The sequence below is a fragment of the Massilia sp. BGA-UO-ETr-WB1 genome, assembly GCF_059567845.1.
Genome location: NZ_JCAQOT010000027.1, coordinates 1 through 16,813 on the forward strand (window position 1 = coordinate 1; position 16,813 = coordinate 16,813).

At 64.9% G+C, this 16,813-nt stretch carries 14 protein-coding genes; 8 read left to right on the top strand and 6 right to left on the bottom strand.

What is annotated here, in order from left to right:
• Nucleotides 1-260: 260 nt before the first annotated feature.
• The 6 genes from AC56DV_RS26945 to tssK are packed head-to-tail and all read right to left on the bottom strand — an operon-like array spanning nucleotide 261 to nucleotide 7,327.
• The gene (locus AC56DV_RS26945) at nucleotides 261-659 is read right to left on the bottom strand and encodes a hypothetical protein (protein WP_496317294.1); all 399 of its coding nucleotides are present in this window, start codon (nucleotides 657-659) and stop codon (nucleotides 261-263) included.
• Between the two features lie 17 nt (nucleotides 660-676).
• Nucleotides 677-1,597: a DNA/RNA non-specific endonuclease gene (locus AC56DV_RS26950; protein ID WP_496317295.1), complete on the bottom strand. Its 921-nt coding sequence runs from the start codon at nucleotides 1,595-1,597 to the stop codon at nucleotides 677-679.
• Nucleotides 1,594-2,505: a DUF4123 domain-containing protein gene (locus tag AC56DV_RS26955; protein WP_496317296.1), complete on the bottom strand. Its 912-nt coding sequence runs from the start codon at nucleotides 2,503-2,505 to the stop codon at nucleotides 1,594-1,596. The genes AC56DV_RS26950 and AC56DV_RS26955 overlap by 4 nt, the downstream gene beginning before the upstream one ends.
• Nucleotides 2,506-2,521: 16 nt before the next feature.
• Nucleotides 2,522-5,182, bottom strand: coding sequence for a type VI secretion system Vgr family protein (locus tag AC56DV_RS26960; RefSeq protein ID WP_496317297.1), 2,661 nt, complete (start codon nucleotides 5,180-5,182; stop codon nucleotides 2,522-2,524).
• Entirely contained in the window at nucleotides 5,182-5,961 is a 780-nt protein-coding gene (gene icmH / locus AC56DV_RS26965; protein ID WP_057156817.1) for a type IVB secretion system protein IcmH/DotU, read from the bottom strand. Before icmH ends, AC56DV_RS26960 begins: the two co-directional genes overlap by 1 nt.
• A 16-nt stretch (nucleotides 5,962-5,977) precedes the next feature.
• Nucleotides 5,978-7,327 (bottom strand): type VI secretion system baseplate subunit TssK, encoded by a 1,350-nt coding sequence (gene tssK, locus AC56DV_RS26970; protein ID WP_496317298.1) that lies wholly within the window; start codon nucleotides 7,325-7,327, stop codon nucleotides 5,978-5,980.
• Nucleotides 7,328-7,545: 218 nt separating this feature from the next.
• Between tssK and AC56DV_RS26975 the strand changes: the two genes are divergently transcribed.
• Genes AC56DV_RS26975 through tssH form a run of 8 tightly spaced genes read left to right on the top strand, consistent with a single transcriptional unit; the run spans nucleotide 7,546 to nucleotide 16,809 of the window.
• Nucleotides 7,546-8,136, top strand: a complete 591-nt coding sequence (locus AC56DV_RS26975; RefSeq protein WP_496317299.1) for a tetratricopeptide repeat protein — start codon at nucleotides 7,546-7,548, stop codon at nucleotides 8,134-8,136.
• A gap of 28 nt (nucleotides 8,137-8,164) precedes the next feature.
• Nucleotides 8,165-8,674, top strand: a complete 510-nt coding sequence (gene tssB, locus AC56DV_RS26980; protein WP_496317300.1) for a type VI secretion system contractile sheath small subunit — start codon at nucleotides 8,165-8,167, stop codon at nucleotides 8,672-8,674.
• A gap of 3 nt (nucleotides 8,675-8,677) precedes the next feature.
• Nucleotides 8,678-10,168 (top strand): type VI secretion system contractile sheath large subunit, encoded by a 1,491-nt coding sequence (gene tssC / locus AC56DV_RS26985; RefSeq protein ID WP_496317301.1) that lies wholly within the window; start codon nucleotides 8,678-8,680, stop codon nucleotides 10,166-10,168.
• Between the two features lie 36 nt (nucleotides 10,169-10,204).
• Nucleotides 10,205-10,696 carry an Hcp family type VI secretion system effector gene (locus AC56DV_RS26990; protein WP_056391891.1) on the top strand — a complete coding sequence of 164 codons (492 nt, stop codon included), beginning with the start codon at nucleotides 10,205-10,207 and terminating at the stop codon, nucleotides 10,694-10,696.
• Between the two features lie 40 nt (nucleotides 10,697-10,736).
• Nucleotides 10,737-11,240 (top strand): type VI secretion system baseplate subunit TssE, encoded by a 504-nt coding sequence (gene tssE, locus AC56DV_RS26995; protein WP_496317302.1) that lies wholly within the window; start codon nucleotides 10,737-10,739, stop codon nucleotides 11,238-11,240.
• A gap of 1 nt (nucleotide 11,241) precedes the next feature.
• Nucleotides 11,242-13,086 carry a type VI secretion system baseplate subunit TssF gene (tssF, locus tag AC56DV_RS27000; protein WP_496317303.1) on the top strand — a complete coding sequence of 615 codons (1,845 nt, stop codon included), beginning with the start codon at nucleotides 11,242-11,244 and terminating at the stop codon, nucleotides 13,084-13,086.
• Nucleotides 13,050-14,249, top strand: coding sequence for a type VI secretion system baseplate subunit TssG (gene tssG, locus AC56DV_RS27005; protein WP_496317304.1), 1,200 nt, complete (start codon nucleotides 13,050-13,052; stop codon nucleotides 14,247-14,249). The genes tssF and tssG overlap by 37 nt, the downstream gene beginning before the upstream one ends.
• Nucleotides 14,149-16,809 carry a type VI secretion system ATPase TssH gene (gene tssH, locus AC56DV_RS27010; protein WP_496317305.1) on the top strand — a complete coding sequence of 887 codons (2,661 nt, stop codon included), beginning with the start codon at nucleotides 14,149-14,151 and terminating at the stop codon, nucleotides 16,807-16,809. The genes tssG and tssH overlap by 101 nt, the downstream gene beginning before the upstream one ends.
• Nucleotides 16,810-16,813 lie beyond the last annotated feature (4 nt).

Consider the following 16,813-nt stretch of genomic DNA (forward strand, 5'->3'; position numbering starts at 1 on the left):
TAAGCAGACTCGGGGGCGAATTTGCCGCTTTTTATGCCCTTCTTTGAGTTTTCGAGACCACAACTGGAACGCTGAACACGTCCAGTTCTGCCGAAAAGCTCAATTGATCAGCGCCTCCCTAATGTTCTCGACGGCTTCAGGGCGGTCTTGCATTGGTCCAGCTAGCGTGGCGCCAAGTCCGCGATCAACTCTTCGAGCATAGCCTTTGCGCGAAACAAAGGCCAGCTGCGACAAGGAATATGATCACACGGACTAAACAACTAGTCAGGGTCAGAGTAGTCGATCTCCACATCTCCGAAGTATTTTTTAAATACCCTTGGCCGCCGCTCTGGCATGTCTTCATCACTTCGCATTTGATCAGGGTACGTGAAGTCTAGCGTAAAATCCCCGTTCTCTATAAAGTAGGCAATCCCTTTCCATTCTTTGTTTTTGGGATCCCTCTGCCATTCTTCCCAAAGGGAATAAATCATGGCGTTAAGTTGGGCTGAACAGAACTTAAAGGTTGGTGTGCTCCTTGGACCTTTTTCGTACAATATGCCATCAGATAGGGCTCCATCCTCAACTTCAGCATAGATTAATAGCCTGCCATTCAAATCGTCGACCGAAGATAATGCTTCCTCGCCAATTTTCTGGTACAAATCTTCTAAAACGTTACTCATTTTAACTCCATCATATTCTATATTCCGCCCTGCCGATTGAAGAAGCTCTTTCGGAAGGGTTGTTTATCAATTGTGTACTTAATAAGTAAAGAGCTCGGTCTTTTTGAATCGCCAGGGTAGCTTGGTACAATGTCAATCAGTACTTCTTTGCCTTCCTTCAATGCTTTGTCCCAACTGTTTTCTAATGATTTATATGCTCCTCGGTTGAGGTTCATGTTTTGCGCAAAGTGATTCAAATCCTCTGTTGGTCCATCGAAGCGTCTTCCGATGAAATGACCACCTTCATCCGTAGCGAGCCTGGAATCTCCTCCGGCAGCAAGTTGTGCTTTGGTGTTTCTTTTTTGGGCAGGGTTGCTAGTCAATTTCCCTTGGATTCTGGTTACTCGGCCTTCTGCATCAAGTGTGTACTTATAGCCATTCTTAATCTCCGTTTTAGCCGCCCCACTGGCGACATCTTTTTTATCAGTGGATTTGCAATCCTTGCAGTCTTTCCCATCCTTTGACGCGATTTTTTCCTGCTGCGCGGCCGCATCCTTCGCAGCGTCAGCCTCTTTCGCAATTTTAGCTTCCTTGGCTGCCACTTCGGCTGCTTCGGCTTGTTTTTTTGCTTTCGTCAGGTCGGCAACGGTTTGCGTCAGCGCAGCGACTTTTTTCTCCAGCCCCATGATGGCCTTGGTGGCGCGCACGGCTTTGGCGGGCTTGGCCAGCGCGTCGCCCAAATAAGGCACCATGCTGACGGTGCTGAGCGCTGCGCCCCAGTAGTCGCCCCGGGCGATCGAGATGCCGGCGCCGACAATGTCGGAAGCCGGTGTGGGATCGACCAGCCCCGCCGCGTCGGCAGCGGCGCCGGCGATTTCCAGCTTCAGGTCGTTGTCGGCCTTGGCCAGCGCAGTTGTCGCGTCCGAGAGTTTTTTGGTGATGTCTTGCAGGTTCATCATGACTGCGCACCTGTTTGGCCAGGCGCCAGCTCAAACAGGGCGTCGTAGCGCTTGGCCTTGACGATCTGCTCCCACGCCTGCTCCGGCAGTTGCGCGATCATCCGGCTCAGGCGTTCGGCCTGCGGCACATCGGGGTTGCTGAGATGGGCTTTGACCATGGCGTTGTCGTCGAAGGAAGGCGACACTGTCATCATCAGACCTGCGAACAGGTGCTGGGCGCTGGGATCCGTGATGCCGTAGCCGCTGGCGCGGCTGACCGCTGCGATGGCCGCTTCGCGCAGCATGCCGCGCTTGATGCCGGCGATGTCGTCCGGGCAGGTCTCTTCCCAATGCCGGACGATGCTGTCGTACAGGTTCTCCTTGTCGAAGTACATCAGCTGGTCGCGCTGGGCCAGCGTGAGGCTGATGGGGGCGAAGGCGTAGCGGGCGATGTCGGCCGGCGTGGCGGCCACGATGTCGATGCTGTAGCGCTGCCGGCGGCGCGGTTCTAGCGCGCTCCAGGCGCTCACGGGGGCGAAGAAGTAGCGCTTCTGCTGTGCGTCCAAGGCGGAGGGCAGGCCGAGCAGAATGCGCGGGTCGTAAAAGCGCAGCACGACTAGCTGGCCGTCGTCGATTTCGCAGTTCAGGCGGCGCGTGAGCATGGGCGCGAGCACGGGCAGCGCGTAGGGACTGGTTATCCAGCTGACGCTGGGCGCGGCCTGTTCCAGCTGCGCCAGCCATTTGATGAGCGCTTCGTGCTCGCGAGGCGTGGCGATCAGCAGCGGAGCGGCGGCGGTCAGGTGTTCTTCGGGCGTGCCGTCGAACAACGACCTCCATTGCACGTCGGGGAAGCGCGCAGTCAGCTCGCTCAACGCGCGGTCGTGCTGGGAGCAGTCGAGCAGGGCGTAGGTGTGGGTTGGGTTGTCCATATTTTTTTCTTAGCGCTTAGCGGACCAGGAAGCTGCTGGCCTTGGCCGCCGCGTTTTTCAGGCATTCGATGCAGATGGCGCTGCCGGTCGGCAGGGCGGGCAAACCGGCCGCGCCACTGCCGCCGCCGTCGAAGATGTGCTGGCCGCCCTTGACGGTAAAGTTGCCGGGGCAGGCGAAGGTGATGTCGCCGCCGTCCAGCGTGATGCTGGACTGGCCGGCCTGCAGCACGATCTTCTTGCTGGCCTTGATCTCGATGCTGTCGTTCACCGAGATGATGGTGATCTCTTTATCGGCCAGGATCTCCAGCTCACCGGTGTGGGCCTGCAGCGACACCGGGCCGTTGCCGGCAAAGGCCTGGATGCCGCCCGCGTGGCTGAAGAAGCCGGCCGCGTTGCCGGCCACCGAGGACACGGTGTGCGCGGCAGCGAGGTGCAGGTCGCCCTGTGTGACCCACTGCAGCTGCTTGCCTGCGAACAGCACCGTGGAGGCGGGGGTGGCCCAGTTGATGCTGGCCGGGGCGTCCATCAGCACCAGCGGGACGCCGAACTTTTCCACCGGTTTGGCGCTATCCGCTTCGCGCGAGCCGGCTTGCGCTTTCACAGCCTGCTGGCCGTTGACGGCGCCGGCGTGCTTGCCGCTTTGCTGGGGATCGACCTGGGTGATGAAGTCCTTGTGCGCGGCGACGGCGTCCTTGCTGGTGAGGGCTTGCTGCACGCTGGCGGCGTCGCCCAATTGCTTGGCCAGTTCTTCGGCGGCTTTCAGCTGCGCCAACGCTTCGGCGGTGTCGAGTTGGGTCGAGGTGACGCCGCTGCCTTGGGCGTTGCGCGCGCTGGTGGTGAGCAGCACGCCTTCGGCGCCGCGCAGCACGGCCCAGGCGTCGGTGCGCAGTTCGAAGCCGGCGCCGCGGTAGCTGCCGCGCTGCGCGGAGCCGGGAGCCTGCTGGACCAGGTAGCCCAGGTTGAGCTGGGTGGCGGCGCTGCTGCTGGCCAGGCGCGTGCGCACCTGGCCGGGCGTGTCGTCCAGCTGCCACTGGCCGTAGCCGCTGCGGTCGAAGTTCTGGCTGTGGATGCCGGAGATGGTGCCGGCGTGGTTCACGCCCGCGTCCACGCCCGCCGCGAAGGGCGGCGCGTCGCTGCCGGTGTAGAGTTGGGCCACCACCACCGGGCGGTCCATGTCGCCCTCGATGAAGTCGACCAGCACTTCAGTGCCGATGCGCGGCGTGAACTGGGTGCCCCAGTTGGGGCCCGCCAGCGCTTCGGCCACGCGCACCCAGGTGCCGGTGCGCTCGTCGCCGGGGGCGCTGCCCTTGGCGTCGGTGTTGTGCGCCATGCCGCCGGCGTTGGCGCCTTCGCCGCGCTGCCAGGCGAACTGCACGCGTACCTGGTGGTCGCGCGTGGTGGTGGAGATGGCGTCGGCCAGGCCGACCACGATGGCGGTCTGCGGCCCGAGCGCGGTGCTGGCGTGTGGCGCGGCGGTGGCTGCGGGCACGATGGCGAAGGCTTCGCGCACACAGCCGAAGCTGTTGCGGTAGGTGCCGGCTTCCACGCCGAAGGCGGGGCCCCCCTTGATCGATGCGTCGAAGTTGTTGCGCGCTTCGTGTTCCACCCACAGCACCTTGAAGCTGTTGGCGCCGTCGGCGTAGCGTTCGTGCTGGGCCAGCTGGAAACTGTGGCCGTGGGCCAGGCGGCGCACGGCGCCGCTGCCTTCGAAGACCTTGTTGTTCAGTTCCAGCGCCTGCAGCATCAGGAGGCTGTGCGGGTCGGCGGCGCCGTGGCCGGTCTCTTTGCCGCTGGCGATGCGCTCGCCGCTGCCGTCGTAGATGGCCAGCGCGGGCAGTTCGCCGGCGTCCAGGCTGGATTGCTGCTCGGCCGACGGCGCCAGCAACTGCGCCGGGTCCCAGCTGGCGATGCTGACGGCGTTGGGCTGCACCTGGCGGCGCGCGGCGAAGCGGTCGATGGCGTCGTCGGTGTCGGTGGCGCGCACGCCGTGGAAGCGCAGTTCGGCGCCGCCGGGCATGGCGGGCGCCTGGGCTTTGCTGTCGAAGATCACCAGCTTGTGCTTGGACTGGCCGTCGCCTTTGTCGCTTTCCGCGCCGGGCGGGTCGTGCTCGAAGCGCCAGCTCAGGCCTTCCGAGGCCAGCAGGCGTTCGAAGAAGTCGAAGTCGCTTTCGCGGTACTGGGTGCAGATGGGGCGCGGCGCCAGTTCCTGCGTCACGTCGAAGGAGAAGCGCACCTGCGGGTAGTCCTGCAGCAGTTCGGTGATGATGTCCTGCGCGTTCTTGTCCTGGTAGATGTAGCTGTCGCGGCGCAGGCGCAGCAGCGCGAGCGCCGGTTCGAGCAGCAGGCGGTAGCGCGCCACGCCGCCGTCCGCGCCCAGCCAGGCCGCTTCGGTGCACAGGCCGTGCCAGGCGCGCCGGCTGCCGTCCGGCTGCAGCAGCGTGAGGGTGAGCTCTTCTCCGATGAACTGGTCGAGTTCCAGGTCGGTGGAGGTGCTGAGCGCGTGCACTTCGAAGGCGTACAGTTCGTTCACGCCCTCGCGCGCCGTGAAGTGCTCGGCCATCAGCGATTCGGGCAGGGCGCGTTCCTGCGCGCTGGCCAGCGTGAGCAGGCGGGCGTGCTGGCTCAGGCCCGTGCCGAACACGCCGAGCGCAGGGCTGAGCGGGGATGCCGGTGCCATCAGGGCAGCGTGATGGTGAGGTTGGCCACGCGCGGCGCCATTTTCACGACGTCGTTATAGGCGTGCAGGCGCTCGTCGGTGTGGCGCCCCAGCGAGGTGCGCAGGCCGATGTAGCCCAGCACGCAAACCAGCGCGAACACGGAGCACAGCACCCACAGCGGCAGGTCGCTGCGCAGCTTGTGCGCCACCTGGTCCGGGCGCTCGGCGTGCGGCGCGAAGCCGCCGCGCTTGCCCTTCATCTGGGCGATTTCGTCGCCCAGGCGGCTGGTCAGGTAGGTCAGCTTTTCCGAGCCTTCCAGGATGTAGCGGCCCTGGAAGCCCAGCAGCAAGCACATATGGAACACTTCCAGCGCCTGTACGTGGGCGGCGCCGCGCGCGCGCAGCGCTTCCAGGCGGATGTAGAAGTTTTCGCCGGCCAGCTGGTCGCCGAAAAGCTGCAGCTGCAGCGGGCGGCGTTCCCACGCGTCGCGGATGGAATAGGGCGAGCGCAGGATGATCTCGTCCACCGCCGCGCAGAAGGCGTACTTGGCGGCGTCGATGTCGTCCGGCGAGGCGTTGTGCTTGCGCGCGTTGCGGCCGAATTCGTCCAGGAACTGGGTCATCTTCGCGGCGAAGTCGGCGTTGTCCTGCGGGCCGCTGCCGTTCTTCAGCATGAACAGGGCGTAGAAGCCGTCATACATCAGGTCTTGCAGCGATTGCGGTTTGTTCGACGCCGGCGCGGCCGGTGCGCCGGACGAGAACAGGGAAGGGGCGAGGGAAGGTGCAGCCACGTTGCTCATGTTGTTTGGTCTCCGCTCAGGAAGTAACGGCCAGCAGGTCCAGCTTCAAATCGCGCAGGCCGGACGGCACATAGATGGAAATCGATTGGGCTTGCAGCATGCGCTCGTACATCTGGCCCTTGCCTTCGATGGCGAAATAGCAGGCGTCCGGCCGCACCGGGATGGCGGCGGGCACTTGCGGCGCGTGCTGGATGCGCACCCCCGGCATGGCCGACAGCACGAATTTCTCCACGTCGTCCGGCGCGCCGATCTTGAAGCGCAGCGGCACCACGTCCACCAGTTCCACCGCCGGCAGGTCGGCCGAGACGGCCAGGTAGAAGGTGGTCTTGTCGTCGATCTTGCCGCTGTCGAGCATGCCGTGGTGGTAGGACGGCTTGATTTCGTTGAGCGCGATGGCGAAGTATTTGGACGAGATCACCGTGTCCAGCAGCTCGCGGATGATCTGGTGCAGGCGCGCGAAGGCCGGGCCGGGGGCGGCGTGCTGGTAGGGCGGCAGGTCGGACAGGTTCCAGCTCTTGGAGAAGGTCATCAGCGCGCCGGCCAGCGACAGCAGCTGCTCGTACAGGCGTTCCGGGTGCAGCGCCGGGTGGTGGAAGTAGTGCGTCAGGCCGGCGAAGGCGGTGCTGGCGGTGTGCAGCAGCCAGAACGAGGACATGTCGCCGGAGCGGAATTCGATCACGTGGCGGCTCGGTTCGCGGTGGTGGCCCTGCAGCGCGCTGACTTTGGCCTGCAGCGCGTCGATCAGGCGGCGCAGCTGCAGGAACAGCAGCGGCGCGCTGCGGATCGACAGCGACGGCGGCACGAAGGACGGGTCCAGCTCGAAGCCGCCGCTGGCGGCGCGGCGCAGGCGCAGCAGCGGGAAGTGGGTGTAGGAGTCGCGCGGTTCGTGGTCGGGCACCAGGCGCACGGCTTTTTTCAGGTAGCTCAGCTGGGCTTGCGCGGCTTGCGTGTACAGGTCCGGCGTGTCCGCGTTGGACTGCACGAAGCGCACGCCGTTGCTGCCCGGGCCGGTCTGGCCGGCCATGCCGAAGTTGCCGCCGAAGGGCTTGAAGGCGGGTAGGGCGGCGTAGAAGGTCACGCTTTGCTGGTGCTGCGGCAGCTGGCTCAGGTCCACCGTGTCCGGCAGCTCGTCCACGCCGGGCGCGTCGTACAGCTCGCCGTCCTGGAAGCGCAGCGACAGTTCGAGCAGGCGCAGCGCGTTGTTGGCCAGCGCTTCGCGGTCGATCTCGATCTGGTTCACGCCCCAGGCGTAGGGGTGCAGCGCCTTCACGCTCTCGTGCAGGCGGTGCTCGTGATAGCGGTCCTGCTGCTGGAAATGCTGCGGCCGCAGGAACAATCCTTCGCCCCAAAGTACCTTGTTTGTCATGTTATCAAAACAGAAATTTTATAAGTAGCAGAACACTAACATTTCTTTAGGAAACATGTCGCAAGCGAGCACGGCAATCGTGCGCGGCCTTCACGATCAGCAAGTTTCCAGGCGAAATTCAATTGAACGCGCACAAAAATAAATTTCTGATAATGTGTCGCCGAAGTAACAAGTTAGCAATTGAATATCTCTTTTTTGCAAGTCAGTCCGAGGAAAGCATGAAACCTGTACATACCCTGCGCCGCCTGGCCGGCGCTACCAGCTGCGCGGTCATCCTGAGCGCGTGCAACACGGTGCCGCAAGTGCCGGAGATCCCCAAGCCGACCGTCAGCGCGCTGATGGAAAAGGCCAGCCAGGCAGCCTCGTCCGGCCAAAAGGAGCAGGCCGTTACGCTGTGGAAACAGACCGCCGCCGCTTTCCCGGCTGAAAAAGCACCCTGGGTCAGCATCGCCCAGACCCGCTACGACGCCGGCCAGTACGGCGAAGCCATCGTGAGCGCGCAGGAAATCCTGGTGCGCGATCCGAACGACCAGCTGGCCAACAGCATCATCGCCATCAGCGGCCTGCGGCTGTCAACCCGCGCGCTGGCCGACCTGAGCCGCCAGAACAATCTGAGCGGACCGCTGCGCACCGAATCGCAGGACCTGGCCAAGCTGCTGCGCGAAAGCCTGGGCGAAACCGTGCTGGTGCCGCCGCAGCCGGCGCAGGCCTCCGCCGCTAAGCCGCCGGCGGCGCGCGGCGGCACCGCCAAGAAGGGCGCCAAGGCGCGCCAGGAATCCAGCGCCGATCCGTTCAGCGGCCTGAAATAACCCGTAACCAGTCGAACAGGGGAAAACCATGTCTAAAAGTGAAAGTGTCCAGAAGCGCCTGACCAAGATCCGTCCGCCGCGCGTGCAGATGAGCTACGACGTTGAAATCGGCGACGCCATCGAGAGCAAGGAACTGCCCTTCGTGATGGGCGTCGTCGGCGATTTCGGCGGCAACTCGGAAGTGGAGCAAAAGCGCCTGAAGGAACGCAAGTTCGTCGGCATCGACCGCGACAACTTCGACGAGGTGATGAAGGGCGTGGAGCCGCGCGCCGCCTACCGCGTGAGCAACGAGCTTGGCGAGGACGGCGGCCAGTTCGCGGTGGACCTGAAGTTCAAGTCGATGGAGGACTTCCGTCCCGAATCCGTGGTGCAGCAGGTCGAGCCGCTGCGCAAGCTGCTGGAGGCGCGCACCAAGCTGGCCGACCTGCGCAACAAGCTGGCCGGCAACGACAAGCTGGAAGACATCCTGAACGATGTGTTGAGCAGCACCGAGAAACTGGCGCAGCTGAGCGGCGCCAAGCCTGAAGCGAAGGAATAAGCCATGTCCGCCCAATTGAGCACCGAACTGAGCGCCGCGCCGGCGCACGCCAGCGAATCCGCGCTGCTGGACCAGATCGTCGAGCAGAGCAAGGTGGCCAAGTCCAGCGTGGAGCACGCGCGCGCCAAGGACCTGATCTCTGAACTGGTGAACCAGGTGATGGAGGGCACGGTGGTCGTGTCCGACAACCTGGCCGCCACCATCGACGCCCGCGTGGCGGAACTGGACCGCGTGATCTCGGCGCAGCTGTCGGCCGTGATGCACGCGCCCGAGTTCCAGAAGCTGGAAAGCAGCTGGACCGGCCTGCACTACCTGGTCAAGAACAGCGCCACCGGCACCAACATGAAGATCAAGCTGCTCAACGCGACCAAGAAGGAGCTGGTGAAGGACTTCCAGAGCGCGCTCGAATTCGACCAGAGCACCATGTTCAAGAAGGTCTACGAGGAGGAATTCGGCACCTTCGGCGGCGCCCCGTTCGGCGCGCTGCTGGGCGACTTCGAGATCACCCGCCAGCCGGAAGACATGTACTTCATCGAGCAGATGTCGCACGTGGCGGCTGCCGCGCACGCGCCCTTCATCAGCGCCGCCTCGCCGGAGCTGTTCGGCCTGGACAGCTACAGCGACCTGGGCAAGCCGCGCGACCTGTCGAAGGTGTTCGACACCGTGGAGTACACCAAGTGGAAGTCGTTCCGCGAATCGGAAGACTCGCGCTACGTCGGCCTGACCCTGCCGCGCTTCCTGGGCCGCCTGCCGTTCAATCCGGCCGACGGCGCCACCACCGAGGGCTTCAACTTCGTCGAGGACGTGGACGGCACCGACCACCAGAAATACCTGTGGTGCAACGCGGCCTATGCCTTCGGCACCAAGCTGACGGCGGCCTTCGAGGACTTCGGCTGGTGCGCGGCGATCCGCGGCGTGGAAGGCGGCGGCCTGGTGGAAGACCTGCCGACCCACACCTTCAAGACCGACGAAGGCGAAGTGGCGCTCAAGTGCCCGACCGAGATCGCCATCACCGACCGCCGCGAGAAGGAGCTGAGCGACCTCGGTTTCATCTCGCTGGTGCACTGCAAGAACACGGACTACGCGGCCTTCTTCGGCGCGCAGTCGGCCCAAAAGGCCAAGAAATACAACACCGACTCGGCCAACGCCAACGCGGTGCTGTCGGCGCAGCTGCAGTACATCTTCGCCGTGTCGCGCATCGCGCACTACATGAAGGCCATGATGCGGGACAAGATCGGCAGCTTCGCTGCCGCCTCCAACGTGGAGGACTTCCTGAACCGCTGGCTGACGCAGTACGTGCTGCTCGACGATAACGCAACGCAGGAACAGAAGGCCCAGTTCCCGCTGCGGGAAGCGTCGGTGCAGGTGTCGGAGGTGCCGGGACGGCCTGGCGTTTACCGCGCCGTGTCGTTCCTGCGCCCCCACTTCCAGCTCGACGAGCTTTCTGTTTCGCTCCGATTGGTCGCGGAGCTGCCTGCTTCGACCAAATCCTGATTTTTTTAAAGTCCATCACCAACTGAAAGGAATACCATGGCAATCGACGTCTACCTGCAAATCGACGGTATCAAAGGCGAGTCCACCGACAACGCACACAAAGACTGGATCGAAGTCAAATCGGTCCAGTTCGAAGTGCTGCAGCCTAAGTCGGCCACCGCGTCGACCGGCGGCGGCCACACCGCCGAGCGTACCGAACACAAAGACATCGTCGTGCACAAGCTGGCCGACCTGGCCACGCCCATCCTGCTGCAGACCTGCTCTTCGGGCAAAACCATTCCGAAGGCGAAGCTGGAGTTCCTGCGCGCCGACGGCCAGGGCGAGCGCATCAAGTACTTCGAAATCGAACTGGAAAACGTGCTGATCGGCTCCGTCGCTCCGGCCATCGCTGAAGGCAACATCCTGAGCGAAGACGTGTCGATCAAGTACTCGAAAGTGAAGTGGAAGTACACCCAGCAAAAAGTGGGCGGCGGTTCGGGCGGCAACACCTCGGGCGGCTGGGATCTGTCGGCCAACAAGACGGCCTAAGCATGTGCAGTATGGTCGAACAACTTAGCCAGGGACCGTCATGGCAGTAAAGGGTTACACGCCAGGGTTGTTCGACCGGCTCCTTGACGAGCCAGCGCACGGTGCCGGAGGCAGCTCGGGCACCGTTGCGAGGCTGTCCATCGAGGAGATGAAGGATGCGGTGGCGCGCGACCTAGAAGCGCTGCTCAACACCCGCGCCGTGGTGCGCGAGGATTTGCTGAAACGCTTTCCGGAGTGCGGCCGCTCCATCGCCAGCTACGGCCTGAGCGACTTCGCCGGCCTGTCGCTGTCGAGCACCGACGACCGGGCCTACATCTGCCGCGCGCTGGAACGCGCCATCCTGCGCCACGAGCCGCGCCTGCGCAACGTGCAGGCCTCGCTGGAAGTGCGCGAGGGCGCCATCAACCGCCTCGGCTTCAACATCACCGCGCTGCTGGTTGCCAGCGCCACCCACGAACCCGTCAATTTCGACGCAGTGCTGCAACCATCGAGCCTGCATTACACCATCAGCAAGGCGCGCCGCGCGGCGTCGCCGGGAGCCTGACTTGGAACAGCTGTTACCTTATTACGAACGGGAGCTCGGTTTCCTGCGCCGCTATTCGCGCGAATTCGCCGAGCGCTACCCGAAAATCGCCGGCCGGCTCCTGGTCGGCGGCGAGGTCTGCGAAGACCCGCACATCGAACGCATGATCGAATCGTTCGCGCTGCTCAACTCGCGCGTGGCCAAGCGCCTGGACGACGACTACCCCGAATTCACCGAAGCGATGTTCGAGGTGATGTACCCGCACTACCTGCGGCCATTCCCCTCCTGCTCGATCGCCCGCATGGACTACAGCGGCGCCGCCGCGCAGCTCACCGCCGCCAGCGAAATCCCGCGCGGCACGCAGCTCACGTCGCGCCCGGTGCGCGGCGCGGCCTGCACCTTCCGCACCGCCTACCCGGTGACGGTGGCGCCGCTGGCGCTCACGCAGGCGTCGTTCGACCCCATCATCGCGCTGCCTGAAGCGCTGCGCGCGCCGCCCGGCGCCACCTCCAGCATCAGCATTACGCTGGCCGCCACCTCCGAGCAGGCCGGCCCGCTGCAGCTGGGGCTGGGCAAGCTGCGCTTCTTCATCGACGGCGAGCCGTCCTTCTGCGCGGCCCTGCGCGACGCGCTGTTCATGCGCACCGTGGCGGCCTACGCGGAAGCGGACGGCAGCGGCCGCTGGGTGCAGCTGCCAGCTTCGCCGCTGACGCCGGCCGGCTTCGAGGAAGACGAATCGCTGATCGATTTCTCGGCCCGCTCGCACGCGGCCTACCGCCTGCTGACCGAGTACTTCTGCTTCCCGGAGAAGTTCAACTTCTTCGACATCGACCTGGCCAAGCTCGGCGCCGCGCTGCCGTCCGGCGCGCGCAGCGTCACGCTGCACCTGGCGCTGTCCGGCCTGCGCACCGATTCGAACGTGGCGCGCATGCTCGGCACGCTCAACCCGAACAACGTGCTGCTGGGCTGCACGCCGGTGGTGAACCTGTTCCGCCAGCGCGGCGAGCCGATCCGCCTGACGCACACCACCGCCAGCTACCCGGTGCTGGCCGACGCGCGCCGCGCCTTCGCCTACGAGGTGCAGGCCATCGACTCGGTGCGCCTGGTGCGGCAAACGCCGCAGGGCGAATCCATCACCACCTTCCGCCCCTTTTATTCGCTCAAGCACGGCCAGGCGCCGGAAAAGAGCGGCCATTACTGGGTGGCGCGCCGCAACGAGACCATTGCGGAAAAGAGCCCCGGCTTTGAAACCGAGATCACCATCGTCGATATCGATTTCGACCCGGCCGAGGTGGAAACCGACACCCTCAGCCTGGAGCTGAGCTGCACCAACCGCGACCTGCCGTCCATGCTGTCCTACGGCATGCGCGGCGGCGACCTGTTCATGGAAGGCGGCTCCAGCGTGCGCGCCATCAGCCTGCTGCGCAAGCCGACCGCCTCGCAGCGCTTCGAGCGCGGGCGCGGCGCGCACTGGCGCCTGATCTCGCACCTGTCGCTGAACCACCTGTCGCTGGACGAGGACGGGCTGGACGCCTTCCGCGAAATGCTTACCCTGTACGACTTGCCGCGTTCCCCGGCCACGCAACGCCAGATCGGCGGCGTGCTCGGTATCGCCCACAAGGCGGCCAACACATGGCTGCCGGGGAATCCCTTTGCCTGCCTGGTGCGCGGCGTGGAAGTGCGGCTCACCATCGACGAGGAAGCCTTCGTCGGCAGCGGCATCCACGCTTTTGCGCACGTGATAGAGCGCTTCCTCGGCCTCTACGTGCACGCCAACAGCTTCACGCAGCTTGTCGTGCTGTCTCATAAAACCGGAGAGGAACTGCTGCGATGCTTGCCACGAAGCGGCGATTTGAGCCTGCTGTAATCGAGCGCCTGTTCGCCGAGCCTTACCGTTTCGAGTACTTCCAGGCGGTGCGCATGCTGGAGCTGTGGCTCAGGAAGCGCGGCGTGCCGCAGGAGGGCGCGGTGGCGAACTTCCTGCGCTTCCAGAATTCCACCTCGCTGTCTTTCCCGGCCAGCGAGCTGGAGTCGCTGCACCCCGAGCCGCGCGAGCTGCCGCGCGACGCGCGCGCGCTGGGCGAAGCTTTACAAACGTCGGAGCTGAAGTACGTGCGCATGACGCCCACCTTCATGGGCTTCCTCGGCAGCAGCGGCACGCTGCCGGCGCACTACACGGAACGCATCGCCGCGCACGCGCTGTACCAGCGCGACGACGGCCCGCGCGCCTTCCTGGACACCTTCTCCAGCCGCGCGCTGGCCCTGTTCTACGAAGCGTGGCGCAAGTACCGGCTGGAGCTGAAGTACCAGGGCAGCGGCAAGGACGGTTTCCTGCCGCTGCTGCTGTCGCTGGCGGGGCTGGGCAACGCCTCGCTGCGGCGCCGCATGTCGGACCACGGCGACGGCGTGCTGGACGAGTCGCTGGGCTATTTCGCCAGCGCCGTGCGGCAGAAGCCCGCCTCGGCCTCGCAGGTGGCGCGGGTGCTGTCCGAGTATTTCAACCAGCAGGTGCGCATCACGCAGTTCATCGGCTGCTGGTACGACGTGCCGCCCACCCAGCAAAGCACGCTGGGCGGCAGCAACGCGGTGCTGGGCGGCGGCGCGCTGGCGGGGGCGCGCGTGTGGCAGCGCGACCTGCGCATGCGGCTGGTGATCGGCCCACTGGACCGCGCCAGTTTCGAATCCTTCCTGCCGGGCGGGAAGGCGGCCAGGGCGCTGAAAAGCATGCTGGCCATGTTTACCGGGCTGACCCTGGAGTACGAAGTGCAGCTGGTGCTGCGCGCGGCGGACGTGCAGGGCACCAGCTTGAGCGATGAGCGCAGCGGCGGGCGCCTGGGCTGGGACAGCTTCGTGCTGACCGGCGGCCAGGCGCAGGACCGCAGCGACGTGCGGTACGAAATACATACATTACAAAAAGGAGTAGGGCACCATGAGCATCAACCTGAAAACGCTGATCGGCAAATTGAACGATACCTGCCGCATCGCCGCCACGCGCGCAGCCGGCATCTGCGTGTCGCTGGGCCAGTTTGAAGTCGATATCGAGCACCTGTTCCTGGCCCTGCTGGAACAGCCCAAGAGCGACCTGGTGGTGATCGCGCGCCGCAGCGGCATCAGCGTGAGCATGCTGGAGGCGGACCTGCAGTCTGAACTGAGCCGCTTCAAGAATGGCAACACGCGCACGCCGGTGTTCTCGGCGCGCCTGCCCAAGCTGATGGAGAATGCCTGGCTGATCGCGTCGCTCGACATCCAGTCCGGCCGCGCCGTGCAGATCCGCAGCGCGCACCTGCTGCAGGCGCTGCTGACCGATTCCGAGCTGTCGCAGCTGGCGCAGCGCAGCTCCAAGCTGTTCGCCAAGTTCGAGCTGGAACAGATCCGCCACAAGCTGGACGAGATCGCGGACGGTTCGCAGGAAGCCGTGCCGGCCGCGCAGGCGGGCGGCCCGGAGATGGAAGGCGGTGACCCGGTGGGCGACATCGCCGCCAACGCGCCCGGCAAGACGCCGGCGCTGGACCAGTACACCACCAACCTGACGCAACGCGCCGCCGACGGCAAGGTCGATCCGGTGATCGGCCGCGACGACGAGATCCGCCAGGCCATCGACATCTTGATGCGCCGCCGCCAGAACAATCCGATCCTGACCGGCGAGGCGGGCGTGGGCAAAACCGCCGTGGTGGAAGGCCTGGCGCTGCGCATCGCCGGAGGCGACGTGCCGGACGTGCTGAAGGGCGTGCAGATCCACACGCTGGACATGGGCCTGCTGCAAGCCGGCGCCAGCGTCAAGGGCGAGTTCGAGAACCGCCTGAAGAACGTCATCGACGAAGTGCGCAAGAGCCCGCACGCCATCATCCTGTTCATCGACGAAGCCCACACCATGATAGGCGCGGGCGGCCAGGCCGGCCAGAACGACGCGGCCAACCTGCTCAAGCCGGCGCTGGCGCGCGGCGAACTGCGCACCATCGCCGCCACCACCTGGGGCGAGTACAAGAAATACTTTGAGAAGGACGCCGCGCTGGCGCGCCGTTTCCAGGTGGTGAAAGTCGAAGAGCCCAGCGAGGAGCTGGCCTGCGCCATGCTGCGCGGCATGGCGCCGCTGATGGAGAAGCACTTCAACGTGCGCGTGTACGACGAGGCCATTACCGAGGCGGTGCGCCTGTCGCACCGCTACATCATGGGCCGCCAGCTGCCGGACAAGGCCATCAGCGTGCTCGATACCGCCTGCGCCAAGGTCGCGCTGGGCCAGAACGCCACGCCGGCCTTGCTGGAGAACCTGGCGCGCAGGCAGGAGCGCATGAGCGCGGAGATCGCGTCGCTGGAGCGCGAGCAGGCTGCGGGCGGCGGCGCGGTGCACTGCGAGCGCCTGAAGCAGCTGCGCGGGGACAACGAGGCGGCCGGCAAGCAGCACGCCGAACTGGCGGCGCGCTGGGAGCAGGAAAAGCAGCTGACGGAGCAGATCAAGGCGGCGCGCGTGGTACTGGAGGCGGGCGGCCAGGTTGACGCAAGCCAGGGCAAGGACGTGCAGGCCTTGCTGGACGAGCTGAAGGCGCTGCAGGGCGAAACGCCGATGGTGCCGGTGCAGGTGGACGGCAACGTGGTGGCCGGCATCGTGGCCGGCTGGACCGGCATCCCGCTCGGCAAAATGGTCAAGGACGAGATCAAGACGGTGCTCAAGCTGAAGGACATGCTGGAAGAGCGCGTGCTGGGCCAGCCGCATGCGCTGGAAGCGGTGGCGCAGCGCGTGCGCACCTCGCGCGCCAACCTGGACGACCCGAACAAGCCGAAGGGCGTGTTCCTGTTCGTCGGCCCGTCCGGCGTGGGCAAAACCGAGACCGCGCTGGCGCTGGCCGACGTGCTGTACGGCGGCGAGCGCAAGCTGGTCACCATTAACATGAGCGAATACCAGGAAGCGCACAGCGTGTCGGGCCTGAAAGGCTCGCCGCCGGGCTACGTGGGCTACGGCGAAGGCGGCGTGCTGACCGAAGCGGTGCGCCGCAATCCTTACAGCGTGGTGCTGCTGGACGAAGTGGAGAAGGCCCACCCGGACGTGCTGGAGCTGTTCTTCCAGGTGTTCGACAAGGGCGTGATGGACGACGCCGAAGGCCGCGAGATCGACTTCCGCAACACCATCATCATCCTCACTTCGAATGTAGCGTCTTCAACGCTGATGCAGGCTTGCCTGAACAAGAGCGCCGAAGAGCTGCCCAAGGCGGACGCGCTGGAAGAGATGATCCGCCCGCAGCTGAGCAAGCAGTTCAAGCCCGCCTTCCTGGGACGGCTGAAGGTGATCCCGTTCTATCCGATTCCGGATGACGTGCTGGCCGAGATCATCGAACTCAAACTGGGCCGCATCGGCCAGCGCATCGCCGCCAACCACAAGGCGGAGTTCAACTGGGACGAAGCGCTGGTGGACGCCGTGCTGGCGCGCTGCACCGAAGTGGACTCCGGCGCGCGCAACGTCGATCACATCCTTAACGGCACCTTGCTGCCGGAGATCGCCGAATCCGTCCTGGCCAAGATGGCGGAGGGCGCCGCGATCGGTAAAATCAAGGTGGGCGCCAACAAGGATGGCAAGTTCAAGTACACCATCCGCTAAGACG